Source organism: Pseudomonas fjordensis, from assembly GCF_976987115.1.
This window is the reverse complement of record NZ_OZ336860.1, coordinates 5,317,664-5,336,049: the sequence shown is the minus strand read 5'-3', so window position 1 is coordinate 5,336,049 and position 18,386 is coordinate 5,317,664. Positions and strand designations below refer to the sequence as shown.

Here is an 18,386-nt window from a genome sequence, read left to right as displayed (position 1 = left end):
ACATGCTGGTGCGACTGTGTCGAGGAGCTTTCTGGATATTTCTACCCTTAACCCTGTCGGCTACCGATGGTAATGAGCGCTTAGAGAGGTCTACAGCCGACACATGCCAATGGCGTCGAAAACCATCATGGCGGATTTCTCCAAACGTTTACTCGTAGGCTTCACAACGCGATTGACGACTTGCTCGATATGCATGACTCCCAGGGTGAAAGCTGAGTGGGCATTTGAGGTGCTGACCAACCTGGCTGATGCATCGCAGCATGCAGCTATCAGGCGCTCGCACTGAGGGACGTAGACTCGAGCGGCGCCCTCGGCCCAGTCGAAATTTCAAACTCATTGCTTGACACTGTAGCTACTACAGGCTGTTCAATGACGCCATATCCTTATTGGTAGATGCGTCATGAGCCAGGAAAACCCGTCGAAAGCCAAATTGCACCTCGTGCCGAAGTCGGACGATTGCTGTTCTGCTGACCCCCGCGAGACCTTCGCCAAACAGGTTCATTCTCGTGCACATCATGTTGAGCATGGGCCTGATCACGCCGAGAGCTTGGGCAGAACGGGATCGCATGCGTGCGGTTCGAAGGATTCTCAGCCTTGTGGAGCCAAGTCCACCGACCATAATCAAGACCATAGCGCACACGATCATGGCACTTCAGCTCAAGCCCATTCCGATGCCGACCATTGCTGTTTGAGCAAAGTGGATTCCGCAGGGGCGGTGACTTCACATTCGGCCATGGCTGAGCCAGAAGGCACGACCCTGGTTCGGTATCGCATTGATAAGATGGATTGCCCTACCGAAGAGCGGCTAATTCGTAATCGCTTAGAGCCGATGCCTGGCATCGCACGACTTGATTTCAATCTGTTGGATCGTGAGCTGACAGTGCATCATCGCTTGGATGATCCGAAGGCGATAGTCATCGCTTTGACCGCGCTGGATATGGGGCCCAATCTCATCGAGGCCGGCGCAACCCCGAATGCCATTTCACCTGCTCTGACGACGCGCTTGAAAGGGCTGCTGGCGGTCAGCGGTCTAGCTGCCATCGCCGCTGAAGTGATCGCTTGGACGACCGGACAGGAGGGTTCTTTGCCTGTAATGTCCTTGGCTGCGCTGTCCATTCTTACTGCTGGTCTACCAACTCTGAAGAAGGGGTGGATCGCTGTAAAGAACTTCACATTGAACATCTACTTCTTGATGTCTTTGGCTGTCTTGGGTGCCATGGTGATTGGCAAGTGGCCGGAAGCCGCGATGGTGGTTTTCCTTTTCGCTATTGCCGAAGCCATCGAAGCACTCTCACTTGAGCGAGCGCGTAACGCGATTAAATCGCTGACTGCATTAGCTCCTGAGACTGCGGAAGTCATGACCGAAGCTGGCTGGAAAGAACACCCGGTTGAGAATGTCGTTCTCGGCAGCCGTATTCGTGTTCGCACAGGGTCGCGGGTACCGCTGGATGCGAGGGTGGAATCTGGTCGTGCTGCTCTCGACCAAGCCCCTATCACTGGTGAAAGCTTGCCAGTAGATAAGGCAGAGGGGGATCCGCTATATGCTGGCAGTATCGTGACAGACGGCGTCGTGGAGGCGACTGTCACGGCAGTCGCTGGCGAAAGTACGCTCGCTCGTATTGCTGCCGCGATTCAGGATGCGCAGTCTCAGCGGGCGCCGACGCAGAGGTTCGTTGACCAGTTCGCACGGTATTACACCCCAGCCGTAGTGGCGGTGGCATTTCTTGTTGCCGTTTTAGGCCCAGTGCTGCTTGGTGGTACGTGGGGTGAATGGTTGTATGAGGCCCTGGTGTTGTTGGTCATCGCGTGTCCTTGTGCCTTGGTCGTCTCAACGCCTGTCACTGTTGTGAGTGGTCTTGCCGCAGCCGCACGGCATGGAATCTTGATCAAGGGTGGTGCCTACCTGGAAAGCGGGCGCCTGCTGAAGGTGGTTGCTCTGGATAAAACAGGCACGTTGACTCAGGGCAAGCCAGTTCTGACTGACTCAGATATATTCAGTGACTTGTCTATCGAGAAGGCAACTTTGATTGCTGCGAGTCTTGATGAGCAAAGTACCCACCCAGTAGCGAAAGCATTGGTCAATGGGTGGAAATCGCAGCAGCCTGGCGCTGTGGCTCTGCCTGTCAGTGACTTCAGTGTGCTAAATGGCCGAGGCGTGAAAGGCACGATCGACGGTCATCTTTGGCATCTAGGCAACCATCGTTTGGTTGAGGAGTTGGGCGTGTGTTCTTCGGAGCTGGAGGCCAGACTTTCACGGCTTGAGGAAACTGGCAAAACGGTGATCGTGCTATGCGGCAATAGCGGCCCCGCCGCGATATTCGCGGTCGCAGACACAGTCCGACCGGAGAGTGTTGAAGCTGTGGCTGCTTTGAAGGCTTTGAACGTGGTTCCAGTAATGCTGACTGGGGATAATCCTGCGACGGCGAGGTCGATCGCTGAGCAATTGGGCATCGAGGATGCCCGTGGAAATCTGATGCCAGAGGACAAGCAGACTGCAGTCGCTGAACTCAAACGCAGATATGGCGCCGTTGGGATGGTTGGTGACGGCGTTAATGACGCCCCCGCCTTAGCGCAATCCGATATAGGTTTCGCAATGGGAGCCGCAGGGACAGCGACAGCTCTCGAAACAGCTGACGTTGCGATCATGGACGACGACCCTCGAAAAATCGCGTACTTTATCAGCCTGAGTCGCCGATCCGCCTCGGTTCTAAAGCAAAACATCATTTTGGCTCTGGGCATAAAAGTTGTCTTCTTGGCGTTGGCTCTCTCTGGTTTCGCGACATTGTGGATGGCCGTTTTCGCCGACATGGGGGCGAGCTTGCTCGTCGTATTCAATGGCTTGCGGCTGCTGCGTCGGTGAAATGGCTGCTGCGTTTTATATAGCTCATTCGCTGGAGGAGAGAACCATGCACTGCCCAGTTTGCAAAGAAGTACTGTTGGTAATGTCGGAACGTCAAAACGTTGAAATCGACTATTGCCCGCAATGTCGAGGTGTTTGGCTTGACCGGGGAGAACTCGACAAGATCATCGAGCGTAGCCAGCAGGAAGAACAAGAAGCTCGTTTTCTTCCACAGAGCGTATCTCAGTCGCTGCAAGGTACACCTCCGTCTGAACCTGTGTATGCCCAGCCGTCTTCTGGCCACCATGACAACAAACGCGGCACTAAGCACGGCCACTCCGCGCCGCAGCCTGGTCACGGTGGTGGTTGGCGGGACGGATATCAGAACGGCCATCAGAATCAGTCGAGGCATCAGGAAGAGCAGGTTTATCATAAGAAATCGTTTTTACGGGAAATTTTCGACTAATATTTGCTTGGATACAGCGATCCGCTAATCAGACTCCAGCCGGAAGATTTGATCAGCCGGCTGTAGCTTTTTCGAAACCCGGTATCCGGTATTCAACCAGTTTAGTAGAGCGGTTCCTCAGCCACTAGCGGGCCCGAAAATCCTGTAAAACCGTCTCTCCCCTTGACTTGCTCATCCCAATTACCGGGTAGGCGCTGCGTCGGTCACCTGACTCCATTCCGAGCGATCCCACGGGCATACCGAAGGCAGCTATTCCGTCCAGATTGGCTCGTCGACTTAGTTCAGCAATTTGTGTGACCGGAACATGGCCTTCGACGAATTTCCCACTTACAACTCCCGTGTGGCACGACGCCAGATTTACGGGTACGCCGAGCTTCTCGTTCATATCGCTAATGTTGTTTTCCATATAGTCGACCACTCCTTCAGATAAGCGATCCACCTGGTCCAGCAGCCACAGTTAGGGGCTTTGTAGACGGCAATTGATTACGCTGCCTGTAACAATGAGGCTGCATTTAGCGTTGCAACGAGTGCAATGACTTGAACGGTCTTTTTGAATGAATTCATGGCTGATGCTACTTAACGAAGAGAAAGAGAGGAGGAGTTAGCGTGCATAGCCTCACCGACGGTGGCCAGATGGCCGTGACTGGGGTTCAGTTCCAGCCGCTGGTTGATGCGCTGCGCGACGTGGTTCTCGGGCAGCAGATTATTCAAGCCGATGAGACACCTGTGCAAATGCTCATGCCGGGAACTAAGAAAACCCACAGTTCTTATATTTGGTCCTATGCCACCAGCCAGTTCTCGGACGCGGCAGCGGTGGTTCACGACTTCAGCCCTAGCCGCGCCGGAGAACACGCTCGCAACTTCCTGAATGACTGGAAGGACAAGCTGGTCTGCGATGATTGTGTCGGTTACAAAGCCAGCTTCGAACTAGACGTGACCGAGATCGGGTGAATGGCTCATGCGCAACGTAATTTCTTTGAGCTGCACGCTAAGAATAAAAGCACGCTTGCGGAGCAAGCTCTGCGTTATATCCAGTTGTTGTACGAAATTGAAAGCGAAGTCGCGATCTGGGGCCGGATTTACGACTCCGAATACGGCAAGAAAAAGCTGTACGGGTGATGAATATGCTGCACGCCAGGTTGATTGCCTAGCGTGACCTCGTGCCTGAAGTCTCAGCCATCAGCAGAGCACTCGATTACAGTCTCGAACGCTGGGCAGCGCTGTCGCGCTACCTCGATGACGGGGCTGTACCCATAGACAATAACTGGGCAGAGAACCAGATCCGATCATAGGGCCTTGGGCGCAAGAACTGGCTCTTTGCAGGGGCCTTACGCAGCGGAAAACGTGCGGCAGCGATCATGAGTCTGATCCAGTCTGCGCGCCTGAATGGTCATGATCCGTATGCATATCTGAAGGATGCTCTCACGCGGCTGCCGACGCAGCGGGCGAGTGAAATCGATCAGTTGCTGCCGCAATCTTTTTAATCACGCAAGGCGTGATGCCCGGACGCTTATGGCGATACTCAAGCTAATGCAAAAGTTCTGACGATTGAGCAAGTGTGACGGCTTAACCCGACGGCAAGGGGAGGTGTCGAATATCGTCAACCATCAACGCAAAACGCCGTAATCGTTTCAATATGTAGCTTTCACTGTAGAGTTTAAAAGCGTTATGCAATGAGCTTGCAAGGTATCTAGAGAGCCGGAGTGATTCACTTGCTCGCCTTCAGAGATCATAGAGTATGCGACCTTTAAGTCACGACCGTATTGTCCACTCCATGGCATGCTTAGGCTTCATGCCCCGGTAGATTTATCATATCCACACGCAACTACATGGATATGTGCGCCGTGGCACCGTCACGTAGTTCGTCTCACCAGATTATGAGAGTATCAACTGATAAAAATCCACGTTCCTTGAACTACACTTTATCATCGGCAACTACGTTACTCACAAATACCTAAAGTGAAAGCGGGTCTGAACGCTTCCACATACATTGGACACTGAAATCCAGCTTGTGGATAAGCATTATCGAGCGCTGTTTCGGGGGGGTATGGTGTTTTTTCGCACCACGGTTTTGGACCGGTAGGCGAGTTGAAAGCTTCGATTAGCAAGTTTTTTGCGCGCCGAAATGTATATCCGACGCGGTAGGCCAGAAGCGCCAAGTGAAAGACAAACTTGGATGAAACCTGAAGTGCCCGTGAGTCGGCGAAATCACAGGAGCGTATGTGATTGCTTCAAGAACAGCACGCTAGCGTTTTTCTAGAACATATCCTACGCCTCTGAGTGTATGTATCAGTTTGTTTTCAAAAGGATCATCCATCTTGGCTCTTAATCTTCTAATTGAAACTTCTACAACATTTGTATCGCAGTCGAAATTCATGTCCCATACCTGAGATATGATCTGTGTACGACTCAGGACAATTCCCGTATTTCTCATTAAATAGTGCAGAAGTGCGAATTCCTTCGTTGTTAAGTCGATACGCTGACCGTCTCTAAACGCCCTATGACGGCTTTGATCCAGCTCCAGATCGGCTACGCGAATGATCTCAACAGATGCTGGATTATCAGACCTGCGCATCAGTGCGCGAACTCGAGCAAGCAGTTCCGGGAATTCAAAAGGCTTAATTAGGTAATCATCTGCACCATTCTCTAGTCCTCTGATTTTATCAACCAAGCGACTTCGAGCAGTAAGCATCATAATTCTACAAAGACAATTGTTTCTTCGCAACAATTCAAGTACCTGCCACCCATCCATCTCCGGCAGGTTGATATCTAGGATGATTAACTCGTACATATGTTGTTTGGCCAGAAAAAGCCCGTCGTATCCGGTATGTACGCAATCCACGATATAACCGCTCTCCGTAAGGCCTTGGCGCACATATTCGGCAGTTTTTACTTCGTCCTCAATTACCAGAATTCGCATTGGATTTTGTCTCGATATGACTGAGCTGTTTTAACTACGCGAATGCGCTGTCATCATTGGCAGGAATGATAATTCAAAACCACTTGGGTGGGGGCTAAATAACGTACTTGTAATCAGTGAGCAATACACTTGATAACATCGCGATATATTATATCGTGGCTCGGACCAACCAGTTGCGGGTTATTTCTCTACTGCTGAATTGACCTTATGAAATGTTGGGTTGTTTTTTTTATTATGGCCATTTTATTCCGTGCAGATGAGGGCGATTTTTCTCATGCTGAAGAAGGCGGTCACTGGTGCAGTCATGAACTCCATCGGGACGCGGTGCGCGTACTCGAAGATTTACTCGAATTTTAGGTAAAAAAAAGCGCCCCAGGGGGGCGCAAAATATTCACCTTTTACCAAAGGAGCATTTAAGCAACTCAAGGTGAATTCTTTAAGCTCGCTATTTTTGTTTTAGGCGAGTCACATGAATAAATCGATCTTGTTTAGGGCTCACAGTATCGAAAGTGGATATTCAACGATCAGGCGTACTTCATCCAAGTCCGATTCGAATGCAGTGGCACGAGTATTTGCTTGACGTAATCGCAAGGAAAGATCTTTCGCCGCACCTGTTTGTACGACGTATTTGACTTCAATATCACGCTCCCAACGTTTTTGATTCGTGAGCGGATCGCCGTTACCATCAGTGCGCATATAGAATTGATTGGCGTTCGAATAGTCTGCACCAGAACCTCTGGCATAACGAGTCATGAACGATAGCCCCGGAATACCGTAGCTGGTCATGTTCAAGTCGTAGCGCAGCATCCAAGAGCGTTCCTTCGGTGAGTTGAAGTCGCTGTACTGTATTGAGTTGTCAACGAAGATTGAGTCTGATTGACGAAGGTAGTCGAAGTCGTCATCGCCATTGTTTCGCTGATGAGACAGTGCAAGAGTATGCGCACCGTACCGGACGCCGAGCTTGGCGCTCCATATATTGTTGTCGAATTCGCCCAGGCGCTTCTTGCCTTCATCTACAGCTTTGTAGTAGTTGAATCCGCCGATAAGCGTCAAATCATCGCTGAGTGGGTAAGTGAGGCTGCTACCGGCATAGTATTGATTCCAAACATCCTTCAATTGGCTGGCGTAAAGGCTCACCGTGATGTTGTCGTTGACTTGGTAATCACCGCCGCCGTACCCAATCCAAGGCGAGTTGACCGGGCCGGCATAAAATGTGGCAAAGTTATCGTTCAAGTTGCTGGAACCAGGCTGGCTCATCGCATGCAGTCGACCACCCTGCAAGGTTAGGCCTTGAATGCTACTATTTTCGACCGTCACGCCGCGGAAACTTTCAGGGAGTAAGCGAGAATCTCCCGATGCCACGACGGGTGTTGCGGGGAAAACATCTCCAACCTTTACGACAGTATCAAACAGCCGAAACTTCGCTGCTCCACCCACCTTAGTGTATTCATCACGTGCTTCGCCGTCACCGTTAACAGGCAGCACGTCAAAGCTGCTACGGCCACCGTTGCGCCCGCCACCAGTATCAAGCTTGATGCCAATCATTGCAAACGCATCTATACCAAAGCCCACAGTGCCCTGCGTAAAACCAGAGTTGAATTTAGTGATTATCGCATGTGCCCAAGCTTCGGAATAACCGTTGGTATTGCCTTTGCCGCTGTTGAAAGTCGGCGCAGATGCATCACGATTATCACGATTGAAATAGAAGTTGCGGTTTAGAACAGTAAGGCTGCTACCTTCAATAAAACCTTCTGGTTTACCTTCCGCTTGTGCCGTGAGGGCATAGCTTCCAGAAAAAGCTGAAACCGCAGCCAAATACAAAGTTACTTTGTGTCTCATGCGATGCTCCTTTGATTACGGCAGTTTTTATTATGATTTACCTACGCGGGTATAGTCTGTTGTTTTGGCCCGGTGGAGCACTTAGAATAGCGCCTGGGTCATATTTGCAGATCAAAGATAACGAGTCGGTGACGGGGTGATTACAATTCTGTTATCAGGTATTTCCACCGTTGCAGGGCTTCCAGAATCTTTTTCACTAAATCCCTGCGTTTCGCCTGAAAGCTTTCTATTTCGACTATCCCCCCAGGGTTTCTAACGAAATTGTAATTTTATAGCCACCCCTCTGATAGTGATCGCTGATTAGAGTGCCATCACCTGATCCAGAGGAGCTTGGCAGCTGTTTAGGCGTTCTCGCCAAGCTTTATCAAAGTTTGTGCATGAGGACTATCAAAGTGCCCTGGTATAATCACATTGCTTTATCTAAAACCCCCATCTTTCCTTTGAAAGTCTTTGTGTTCTGTATGGTCTTGTCTGGATTGTGGGTGCCTGCCGCATTTGCCCAGAGTCTCAGTCTGGCTGAAGCGCTTTCGACGGCAATAGACGCTAACCCCGATCTTGCAGCAGCACGTCAAGAGATCGGAATCTCTGAAGGAGTGCGCAAGCAGGCTGGACTCATCCCCAATCCTGAAATTTCTTATCAAGTAGAAGACACCCGTCGTAATACCAGCACGACGACTGTCGCGCTTAGTCAGCCGTTAGAGTTGGGTGGCAAGCGACGTGCTCGTGTCGAGGTTGCAACCTACGGTCAAAGCGTCGCGCAGTTAGAGCTGGACCGTCGAGTCAATAGCCTTCGTGCAGATGTTGTTCAATCTTACTACGCTGCTTTGAGAGCTCAGACCGGCTTGAATCTGGCAAAACAATCATTGGAGCTCACCGAACGCGGTCTGCGCATCGTCGATGGACGGGTGCGTGCCGGTAAGTCCTCGCCGGTGGAAGCCACGCGCGCTCAGGTGCAACTGGCTGAAGCCAAGTTACAGGTAAGGCGCGCTGAAACCTTGAAGTCAACGGCTTACCAGCAATTGGCCCAGTTAATAGGCAGTTCGGTCACTGCATTTGATCGTCTTGACTCGCCAGACCTATCTCCCGGCAAGCCGCCGCAAGCTACAGAATTACTGGCGAAGCTCGATCAAACCGCAGATATGCGTCAAGCGCTTGCTCAAATAGATAAGAGCGATGCCTCACTAGGCGCGGAAAAGGCGCAGCGCATCCCGAATCTCACCGTGAGTGTTGGTAGCCAATACGACCGCTCTATTCGCGAGAGGGTCAATGTCGTGGGGCTGTCGATGCCTTTACCGCTGTTTGATCGCAATCAGGGCAACATTCTTTCCGCTTCTCGCCGCGCAGATCAGGCCCGAGACCAGCGAAACGCTGTTGAGCTCAGGCTACGTTCCGAAACTCAAACCGCAGTGAATCAGTGGGCTACCGCCATGCAGGAGGTCGAGTCCTATGACAAGACGATCCTGCCTTCAGCTCAACAGGCCGTGGATACCGCAACTCGTGGATTTGAGATGGGCAAATTCGGTTTCATCGAAGTGCTGGATGCTCAGCGCACCTTGATAGTTGCTCGTGGCCAGTACCTCGACTCTTTGGCGGCTGCGACCAATGCGCGTGCTCAAGTGGAAAGGGTGTATGGCGACGTCGGCTTGACTGCCAATACGCGCTGAACAGGCCAGGCATTTTCCTTGTATGCGTCTTTGAATAAGCCGGTACCTAAGATCAGCAGGAGTAGCAATGGATAACAAACGCAAGATCGCGCTCGCGGTAATCGCTGTGGCAGTCCTCGGATTTGGCAGTTTCGCCTGGAACTCCAGTTCCGAGCAGCCTCCAGTCAGTAAGGCCGAACATGGCACTGAAGATGGCCATGAGAGAACTGCTGTAGCACCTGCTAAAGACGGGGGGGATGAAGGTCACGGTGAGGAAGGCCACAGCGAAAATGCCAATGAGGAAGAGGGCAAGATGACGCTTAGCGCCGAGCAGATTGAGGCTGCGGGCGTCGTTCTGGAAGCAGCTGCTCCCCGTGAGATTAGCACTATTGTGACTTTTCCTGGCGAAATACGGTTTGATGAGGACCACACCGCACATGTGGTACCTCGCGTTCCTGGAGTTGTTGAAAGCGTTCAGGCGAACCTGGGCGAGTCGGTCAAGAAGGGCCAAGTCCTTGCGGTGATTGCCAGTCAACAGATCTCGGATATGCGCAGTGAGCAACAAGCTGCACAGCGACGTGTTGAGTTGGCACGCTTGACTTTTGACCGCGAGAAGCAGTTGTGGCAGGACAAAATCTCCGCCGAGCAAGATTACCTTCAGGCGCGACAAGCTTTGCAAGAAGCTGAAATATCACTGGCCAACGCTAAGCAAAAGGTCGGAGCAATCGGCGCTTCGGTCAATTCTGCAGGCGGTAACCGCTATGAACTGCGTGCGCCTTTCGACGCAGTTGTAGTGGAAAAGCACCTGACCGTCGGTGAGGTGGTCAGCGAGGCAACCAATGCTTTCATCCTGTCCGATCTTAATCAGGTGTGGGCAACTTTCGCGGTTCCTCCTGGCGATCTCGGAAAGGTCGTGACTGGCCGCTCGGTAAAGGTTTCTTCTCCTGACATGAAGGCTGAGGTCGAGGGCAAGGTGGGTTACGTAGGCAGCCTTTTGGGCGAGCAGAATCGTGCAGCGCCCGTCCGTGTCACTCTGACCAATCCCAATGGGGCCTGGCGACCGGGGCTGTTCGTGAGCATCGCAGTCACGTCACAAACTGATCAAGTTGCTGTAGCTGTTCCAGAGTCAGCGGTGCAGACCGTCGAGGAAAAAACTGCAGTTTTCGTGAGGACCACTGAGGGCTTCGACACTCGCAGGGTAACTCTAGGTCGCCGTGCCGGTGGCTATGTGGAAATAACCGAAGGCCTCCAATCGGGTGCCCAAGTGGCAACCAGTGGCAGCTTCACGCTCAAGTCTGAGCTTGGCAAAGCGTCTGCCGAGCATGGCCACTGATGCGAATTTACAGGATGATTTCTTATGTTTGAACGTATCATCAGATTCGCCATTGAGCAGCGCATCGTAGTAATGATCGCAGTTCTAATCATGGCCGGTATAGGTATCTACAGCTACCAAAAACTGCCCATTGATGCGGTGCCTGATATCACAAACGTCCAGGTGCAGATTAACACTGGCGCCCCTGGTTACTCGCCGTTGGAAACCGAACAGCGGATCACGTTTCCAGTTGAAACGGCCATGGCCGGTCTTCCGGGCCTTCAGCAAACCCGATCCCTATCTCGCTCCGGCTTGTCACAGGTCACCGTGATCTTCAAAGACGGTACTGACATCTTTTTTGCCCGCCAACTCATTAACGAGCGTTTGCAGGTTGCAAAGGAACAGTTGCCAGATGGGGTCGAGGCCGTCATGGGGCCTGTATCCACCGGGCTTGGTGAAATCTTCCTGTGGACCGTTGAAGCGGAAGATGGCGCACTCAAAGAAGATGGTACTCCTTACACTCCCACCGACCTGCGAGTGATCCAGGATTGGATTATCAAGCCGCAGCTGCGCAACGTCCCTGGTGTTGCCGAGATCAACACCATCGGTGGCTTCGCCAAGCAGTTTCTGATTGCGCCGGACCCGAAGCGGTTGGCTACCTACAAGCTGACACTTAATGACCTGGTAGTTGCATTGGAAAGCAACAACGCCAACGTGGGCGCCGGTTACATCGAGCGTAATGGTGAGCAGTTGCTCATTCGTGCGCCGGGTCAGGTAAGCAATATCGAAGATATTGCCAACATCGTAATTACCAGTGTAGATGGCACGCCGATTCGCATCAGCAACGTTGCTGAAGTCAGCATCGGTAAAGAACTGCGAACGGGGGCTGCTACTGAGAATGGTCGCGAAGTAGTACTCGGTACCGTATTTATGCTGATTGGTGAAAATAGTCGTACAGTGTCCCAAGCTGTGGCCACCAAATTGACCGACATCAACCGCACCCTGCCGAAGGGCGTGGTTGCTGTGACCGTTTATGACCGTACCAACTTGGTTGAAAAAGCCATTGCGACGGTGAAGAAGAACTTGGTGGAAGGCGCGATTCTGGTAATTGCTATTCTCTTCCTGTTCCTCGGCAACATCCGCGCAGCACTGATCACCGCAATGGTGATCCCGCTGTCCATGCTATTTACCTTCACAGGTATGTTCAACAACAAGGTTAGTGCAAACCTAATGAGTTTGGGAGCACTCGACTTTGGCATTATTGTAGATGGTGCCGTGGTTATAGTAGAAAACGCGATCCGCCGACTGGCTCATGCGCAACACAAGCATGGTCGCATACTCACCAAAGCAGAACGCTTCCATGAAGTCTTTGCCGCTGCAGGTGAAGCTCGCCGGCCACTGATATTTGGCCAGTTGATCATCATGGTAGTGTATCTGCCGATCTTCGCCCTAACCGGCGTCGAAGGAAAAATGTTCCACCCCATGGCATTCACTGTCGTAATGGCGCTGCTGGGGGCAATGATTCTTTCCGTAACCTTTGTTCCTGCTGCTATCGCCATGTTCATCACTGGCAAGGTCAAGGAAGAGGAGGGCGTGGTAATGCGCACCGCCCGACAGCGCTATGAGCCGATACTGCAATGGGTTCTTGGGCACCGGAACATTGCGTTCTCGGCTGCAGTAGCTCTGGTCGTACTTAGCGGTATACTTGCAAGTCGTATGGGTAGCGAGTTCATTCCCAGCCTTAGTGAGGGCGACTTTGCGATGCAGGCTATGCGAGTGCCCGGAACGAGCCTTACTCAGTCCGTCGAGATGCAACAGCGCCTGGAGAAAGCGGTAATAGCGCAGGTCCCAGAAGTAGAGCGGATGTTCGCACGCTCGGGTACTGCAGAAATCGCATCTGATCCAATGCCGCCTAACGCCTCTGACGCCTACATAATGCTTAAGCCTCAGGATCAGTGGCCAAATCCCAATAAGCCTCGTGATGAGCTGATCGCTGAGGTGCAGAAAGCCGCAGCAGGTGTCCCGGGAAGCAACTATGAGTTGTCCCAGCCGATCCAGTTGCGTTTCAACGAGCTGATTTCGGGCGTGCGTAGTGACGTTGCGGTGAAAGTTTTTGGCGATGACATGGACGCGCTCAACAGCACCGCCAACAAAATCGCGGCATCGCTTAAAGCGGTACCGGGCTCATCGGAGGTCAAGGTTGAGCAGACTTCCGGCCTTCCTGTGTTAACCATCAACATCGACCGCGAAAAAGCAGCACGCTACGGTTTGAACATCGCGGATGTGCAAAACTCAATTGCTATTGCTGTGGGTGGCCGCCAGGCAGGTACATTGTATGAGGGCGATCGTCGGTTCGATATGGTGGTGCGACTGCCTGAGACCGTGCGCACTGACGTAGCGGGTATGTCCAGCTTGCTGATTCCTGTGCCTGCTAATGTTGCTCAGGATGCTAATCAGATAGGGTTCATTCCTCTGTCCCAAGTCGCTAATCTTGACTTGCAGTTGGGCCCGAACCAGATCAGCCGCGAAAATGGGAAACGGCTGGTAGTAGTTAGTGCAAACGTTCGAGGCCGTGACCTAGGCTCGTTCGTTGAAGAAGCGACTAAGTCGCTGGCTACTGTGCAGATCCCAGCAGGCTACTGGACTACCTGGGGTGGCCAGTTTGAGCAGTTGCAATCAGCAGCCAAGCGTCTGCAGATCGTTGTTCCAGTCGCATTGCTTCTGGTCATGACACTGCTGTTCCTGATGTTCAACAACTTGAAGGATGGCATGCTGGTCTTCACCGGAATTCCATTCGCACTCACCGGCGGTGTAGTTGCACTGTGGTTGCGGGATATCCCGCTGTCTATCTCGGCGGGAGTTGGCTTCATTGCGCTGTCCGGTGTGGCAGTTCTAAACGGCCTGGTTATGATTTCTTTTATCCGCGGGCTGCGGGAGGAAGGACGTACCCTCCGGCAAGCGGTAGATGAAGGCGCGTTGACACGGTTAAGGCCCGTTCTGATGACAGCCCTAGTCGCATCCCTCGGATTTATCCCGATGGCTCTCGCAACAGGTACCGGTGCTGAAGTTCAGCGGCCACTGGCGACAGTGGTGATTGGCGGGATTCTTTCGTCTACCGTGCTTACTCTGTTGGTGCTTCCTGCTCTGTATCAATGGGCACACCGCAAAGATGATGATGGTGATGAAGCGGGTAGCTGATAGCCCATAACAGAAGCCCACAGCAACGTTGTGGGCTTTTCATTCTGGATATTGTTGTCACCTTTCAAAATTGTAAGTTTACCGTCATGCCGGTGATGCCTGTGAGTTGATAAGGTTACTCCCAATAAGATTGATATTGAGAGGACCTTATGAAAAAGCTTATCATTGCGGCAGCCCTAGCTGTTTTGCCTATAGTTTCACAAGCTACTACGTTTTCCGAAAAGAAGCAGTTGCAATATATTCAGGAACATCAGAACGCCGTGGCTAGCTATGCGGCGAAAAATAATAAGCCAATACCAGAGATTCAGGACTACAAGTATGGAATGAAGATTGATGTTGCAAAATTTGTGCGTCAGTCCCAGGATCCCCGTACTTGCGAGGTGTATCAACGGTTGATGACCTACGAAGACTCGCGGGGTGAGCTTAATACGATTCGTTATTCTTTGTTTTCCCAATGTGTCAACAACAAAAATTGAATGCATCGATAGGATTTTTAGAGGCCATAGAAAAACGCCAGGCGATGCCTGGCGTTTTCTATGGTCCTTGACATGTTTTAACCAAAGATTGTCAGTCCTTGCCCCCCTCCCCAAAAGTAAGTCAAGTCCAGCTAAAAAATTTAGGCCGGCGAATTTGCACTCAGAAGCAGCGAATTTTGAAAAAAACTGATTTCTGTGACATCCAGGCAAAGCATGAGCACTGACTCAGTCGAAGTGCGGCTTGATAAGGGTGTTTATTGGAAAGTTTATAATTGGCTCGGGGCTTAGGCTTACTTAAAGACTTAACTCCGGATAATTGCTTTAGGTGAGTCCTCAGGCTTTGAACGAAAAACGAAAGTCGATGGTGTGGCAGCAAGTTCTGGGTCGTACTAGCTTGCTACCCAACCAAAAATAAACACTGAATATATGGGCTTAGCTCGACGACACGTACGTTTAGCAGGTTGCTTCTTGTTTAAACTGATGGGCGCTCGTGAGAAAATGGATCACTGGTTGGTAAGTTGATACTTAATTGGTGTAATTATTGGTGTCGTTACTGGTTTTCATGTTTTGAGAAAGTGCTTAATTGTCCAAGATCTAAAGTGCCATCATGTATATGCTCTTATCAGAATTGTAATCTCTGGATCATGCTAGAGTTATTTGTTCAGTTTATTATTAGGGTTTTTTGGTGTTTGTTGGGTGGCACAGCTATTGTCGAGGTGCTGCATTATTTAGTTCTGAAATTACATGCAGTTCACTTTTTTTTCACTTCGGGTTGTTTAGTCTTTGTAGATGGAAAATACAAGCATGTCGATCATAGCTTTGCTTATTCGTTATCTAGGCATTGGATTCGTAGCAACCGGGGGGCACTATTTTGTATTTCTCCTGCTTATTGTAAATGGAGTTACTGATCCAGTGTTAGCCAGCGTTGGCGGAGGCGTGATAGGCGCTATTATTAGCTATATTGGTAATAGAAGGCTCAGTTTCGTGGCGACGGGAATTTATAAGCTTCAACCTATCAGGTTTGTACTTGTCTCGTTGGCAACTAATATCGGTAATGGTGTAGGTATGTGGGTTCTGATTAAATTCAATCTCTCACCGCTTGTCTCTCAGATTTTAGTGACTTTAACCCTAACTGCGCTCGGATTCACTGCGCATCGTTTCTGGACATTCAATCATGCGGACATCACATCGGCTTTCCGAACGCGCTGACCCCTTGTTAACAATAGTGGTTCCTTGCTTTCAAGAAGAGCAAACCATTCCGGAATTTCACAAGCGCATCACCAGAGTTGTAAAGCGCCTGCCTGTTTCGTGCGAGATTCTCTATGTCGACGATGGTAGTAGCGATCAAACTGCAGACCTACTTCGACACTATCAAGATGGATCAAATGTACGATGCCTGTTCCTAAGTCGGAACTTCGGAAAAGAGGCTGCGTTAAGTGCAGGGATCGACCATGCACGCGGTAGCGCATTGATCTTCATTGATGTCGACCTTCAGGATCCACCTGAACTCATCTCGAGTATGGTATATCATTGGCAGATGGGTTACGACGTTGTGAACATGCAACGCGACTTGCGAACTGGCGACTCCTGGCTAAAACGCACGAGTGCACGTAGCTATTACTGGATCATGCAGCGCCTGGTGGAGAAAGTTGATCTTCCGGTGGATGTCAGTGACTTCCGTCTGATTGGTCCTGCTCCATTGGCCGCCTTAAGAGCGCTGGACGAACGCTCCAGAATTCTTAAGGGTTTGATCGGCTGGGTAGGCTTTCGCACCATTGAGTTACCCTACAATCGCACTTCCCGTCATGCCGGCAATACCAAGTGGAACGCCGCTAGCCTGCTGGACCTAGCCATCGAAAGTATTCTCAGCTTCTCCCGCAAGCCGCTTCGTATATTCAGTCTCATTAGCTTCAGTTTCTTTGTCTCCAGCATCTGCTACCTGCTCGCAGTACTGGTAGCAGGCTCCTTTGACATCCATCACCTGCTTGTCGGAATTGCTTCATTCATGTGCGTGGGTGTTGCACTGGTGGGCGAGTACGTAGGCGTAACGCTCGCGGAGGTCAAACGCCGCCCCCTTTATTTTCTAAATAGTAATAATGAAGCGCGACCCATGACTATTCATCCTCCGGCTTCCTCACTCGAGGGTAAGAAATGCTGAATTTGAAAAGCGAGCGAACATTGTGGTTCATCCTGAGTTCGATTCTGCTTTTGCGTCTCCTGGGGCTGGGCGTATATCCCCTGATGGATACCTCTGAAGCACGCTACGCTGAAATGGCACGCAAGATGGTTGAACTGAGTGACTGGGTGACTCCGATGTTCGATTACGGAGTTCCATTTTGGGGCAAGCCACCGCTGTCTTTCTGGACCCAAGCGGCGAGCATGACGGTATTCGGCACCAATGAGTTTGCTGCTCGATTCCCAGCCTGGTTTCTCCACTTGGCAAGCTGCTTCATCATCATCAGGCTCGCGACACAGGAGGTATCGCGCAAGGCGGGCATTTGGGCAGCCATCATCTTTTCCGGCACGGCGCTGGGCTTGGTGTCCAGTGGTGTTGTGCTGACTGACCCCGTTTTATCGTTCTCGATCCTGTTGGCCAGCTATGGTTTCTGGCGTTGGATGAAGTGCGCAGGCAAAGGGGATGCCTACCTTATGTTCTTAGCTCTCGGCTTGGGCCTGCTTGCTAAAGGGCCACTGACCTTGGTACTGATGGGCGCGCCAGCATTTTTTTGGATCGTCATCTACAAGCAATGGAATCGGGTATTGAGGCTTCCTTGGGTAACGGGGATTGCTCTCATGTTAGGTATATCAGTGCCTTGGTACATTGCAGCCGAAATGAAGACGCCGGGTTTCCTTGAGTATTTTTTTGTCGGCGAGCACTGGAGCCGATATGTTGTAAGTGATTGGGCCGGGGATCTCTACGGGAGTGCTCACGCCAAGCCCTACGGCACCATATGGATTCAGCTTGGCTTAGCGTTGCTTCCTTGGACTTTCTTTCTACCCCTCGTTATTAGCAGGCGTGGGACGATGCAGCGCTTCGATGTATACCTTTGGCTTTGGGCATTGGCGACACCTGTTTTCTTTACTTTCTCTGGTAACATTCTCTGGACCTATCTTCTTCCTGCTCTGCCTGCATGGACGCTACTCCTTGCCGAATGTATCAGCGAAGTGGGCAGAAAGACTGCTTGGGCTGCTGCAGCGAGCGCTCTGATGCTGCCAGTCGCGGGCGCCGGTATTATCTATAACGGTGTGCTTGAGGATCGTCCTCAGAACCAGCGAGATTTAGTGCAGGCCTGGCTGGATGTGCAGTCGTCTCAATCGGGCCCCCTGATTTATCCTGGCCGCCGCTCGTATTCGTCGGAGTTTTATAGCCGGGGAATGTCCAAAAGCATCAAAGATCCTGACAAGTGGCCTCGCGACAGATCGTTCTACCTTTCCAGGCGTTTGCGCGACAGCGATTCTGATCTACCTGTAGACGTTGGTTGCAAAATAATCACTGAAACGAACGCGAGCCAACTGCTTCTATGCCGCTGGAAGGACACTGCACAGGATGGTGAAAATATTCTAGGAGATAGTGCTACTGGCTCCCGTTGAAAGTAAGAGCCCGGCGAAGAGAGTATTTAAATTTCTAGCTGCTTTTCAGTTTAAAGTGAATAATCCATCTCAGGATTTATCTTTGATGCTGAAAAATTATTT

The 18,386-nt window shown here is 51.2% G+C and carries 12 protein-coding genes and 1 pseudogene; 10 read left to right on the top strand and 3 right to left on the bottom strand.

All coding sequences use genetic code 11. The annotated features are described in order from the left end of the window. Positions 1-400: 400 nt before the first annotated feature. Together ACWHXD_RS24325 and ACWHXD_RS24320 are read left to right on the top strand one after the other, a co-directional pair. Positions 401-2,860 (top strand): heavy metal translocating P-type ATPase, encoded by a 2,460-nt coding sequence (locus tag ACWHXD_RS24325; protein WP_024073364.1) that lies wholly within the window; start codon positions 401-403, stop codon positions 2,858-2,860. 46 nt (positions 2,861-2,906) lie between these two features. Continuing rightward, positions 2,907-3,305, top strand: a complete 399-nt coding sequence (locus ACWHXD_RS24320; protein WP_073844972.1) for a TFIIB-type zinc ribbon-containing protein — start codon at positions 2,907-2,909, stop codon at positions 3,303-3,305. Positions 3,306-3,429: 124 nt separating this feature from the next. Here the strand turns inward: ACWHXD_RS24320 and ACWHXD_RS24315 are convergent, their stop codons facing one another. Beyond that, the gene (locus ACWHXD_RS24315) at positions 3,430-3,711 is read right to left on the bottom strand and encodes a DUF411 domain-containing protein (protein ID WP_181125140.1); all 282 of its coding nucleotides are present in this window, start codon (positions 3,709-3,711) and stop codon (positions 3,430-3,432) included. Positions 3,712-3,944: 233 nt separating this feature from the next. Here ACWHXD_RS24315 and tnpC point away from each other — a divergent pair. Beyond that, positions 3,945-4,789: pseudogene (tnpC, locus tag ACWHXD_RS24310) on the top strand (IS66 family transposase); the annotation flags it as partial. Between the two features lie 761 nt (positions 4,790-5,550). Here tnpC and ACWHXD_RS24305 read toward each other — a convergent pair. Next, positions 5,551-6,225, bottom strand: coding sequence for a heavy metal response regulator transcription factor (locus tag ACWHXD_RS24305; RefSeq protein WP_019818115.1), 675 nt, complete (start codon positions 6,223-6,225; stop codon positions 5,551-5,553). Between the two features lie 495 nt (positions 6,226-6,720). After that, positions 6,721-8,064, bottom strand: coding sequence for an OprD family porin (locus ACWHXD_RS24300; RefSeq protein ID WP_024073368.1), 1,344 nt, complete (start codon positions 8,062-8,064; stop codon positions 6,721-6,723). A 392-nt stretch (positions 8,065-8,456) separates the two neighbouring features. Between ACWHXD_RS24300 and ACWHXD_RS24295 the strand changes: the two genes are divergently transcribed. The 7 genes from ACWHXD_RS24295 to ACWHXD_RS24265 all read left to right on the top strand — a co-directional run bounded on the left by ACWHXD_RS24295 (position 8,457) and on the right by ACWHXD_RS24265 (position 18,284). Then, a complete protein-coding gene (locus ACWHXD_RS24295) occupies positions 8,457-9,728 on the top strand; it encodes a TolC family protein (protein ID WP_131672237.1) in 1,272 nt (423 codons plus the stop codon). Positions 9,729-9,795: 67 nt separating this feature from the next. Continuing rightward, complete coding sequence (locus tag ACWHXD_RS24290; RefSeq protein ID WP_024073370.1) at positions 9,796-11,040, top strand: efflux RND transporter periplasmic adaptor subunit; 1,245 nt, start codon at positions 9,796-9,798, stop codon at positions 11,038-11,040. Positions 11,041-11,064: 24 nt separating this feature from the next. After that, a complete protein-coding gene (locus tag ACWHXD_RS24285) occupies positions 11,065-14,217 on the top strand; it encodes a CusA/CzcA family heavy metal efflux RND transporter (protein ID WP_024073371.1) in 3,153 nt (1,050 codons plus the stop codon). Positions 14,218-14,366: 149 nt separating this feature from the next. Then, positions 14,367-14,693, top strand: a complete 327-nt coding sequence (locus ACWHXD_RS24280; RefSeq protein WP_019818112.1) for a DUF2790 domain-containing protein — start codon at positions 14,367-14,369, stop codon at positions 14,691-14,693. A 789-nt stretch (positions 14,694-15,482) separates the two neighbouring features. Further along, positions 15,483-15,902, top strand: a complete 420-nt coding sequence (locus ACWHXD_RS24275; protein ID WP_024073372.1) for a GtrA family protein — start codon at positions 15,483-15,485, stop codon at positions 15,900-15,902. Next, positions 15,868-16,851, top strand: coding sequence for a glycosyltransferase family 2 protein (locus ACWHXD_RS24270; protein WP_024073373.1), 984 nt, complete (start codon positions 15,868-15,870; stop codon positions 16,849-16,851). Before ACWHXD_RS24275 ends, ACWHXD_RS24270 begins: the two co-directional genes overlap by 35 nt. Next, a complete protein-coding gene (locus tag ACWHXD_RS24265; protein ID WP_019818109.1) occupies positions 16,845-18,284 on the top strand; it encodes an ArnT family glycosyltransferase in 1,440 nt (479 codons plus the stop codon). Before ACWHXD_RS24270 ends, ACWHXD_RS24265 begins: the two co-directional genes overlap by 7 nt. Positions 18,285-18,386 lie beyond the last annotated feature (102 nt).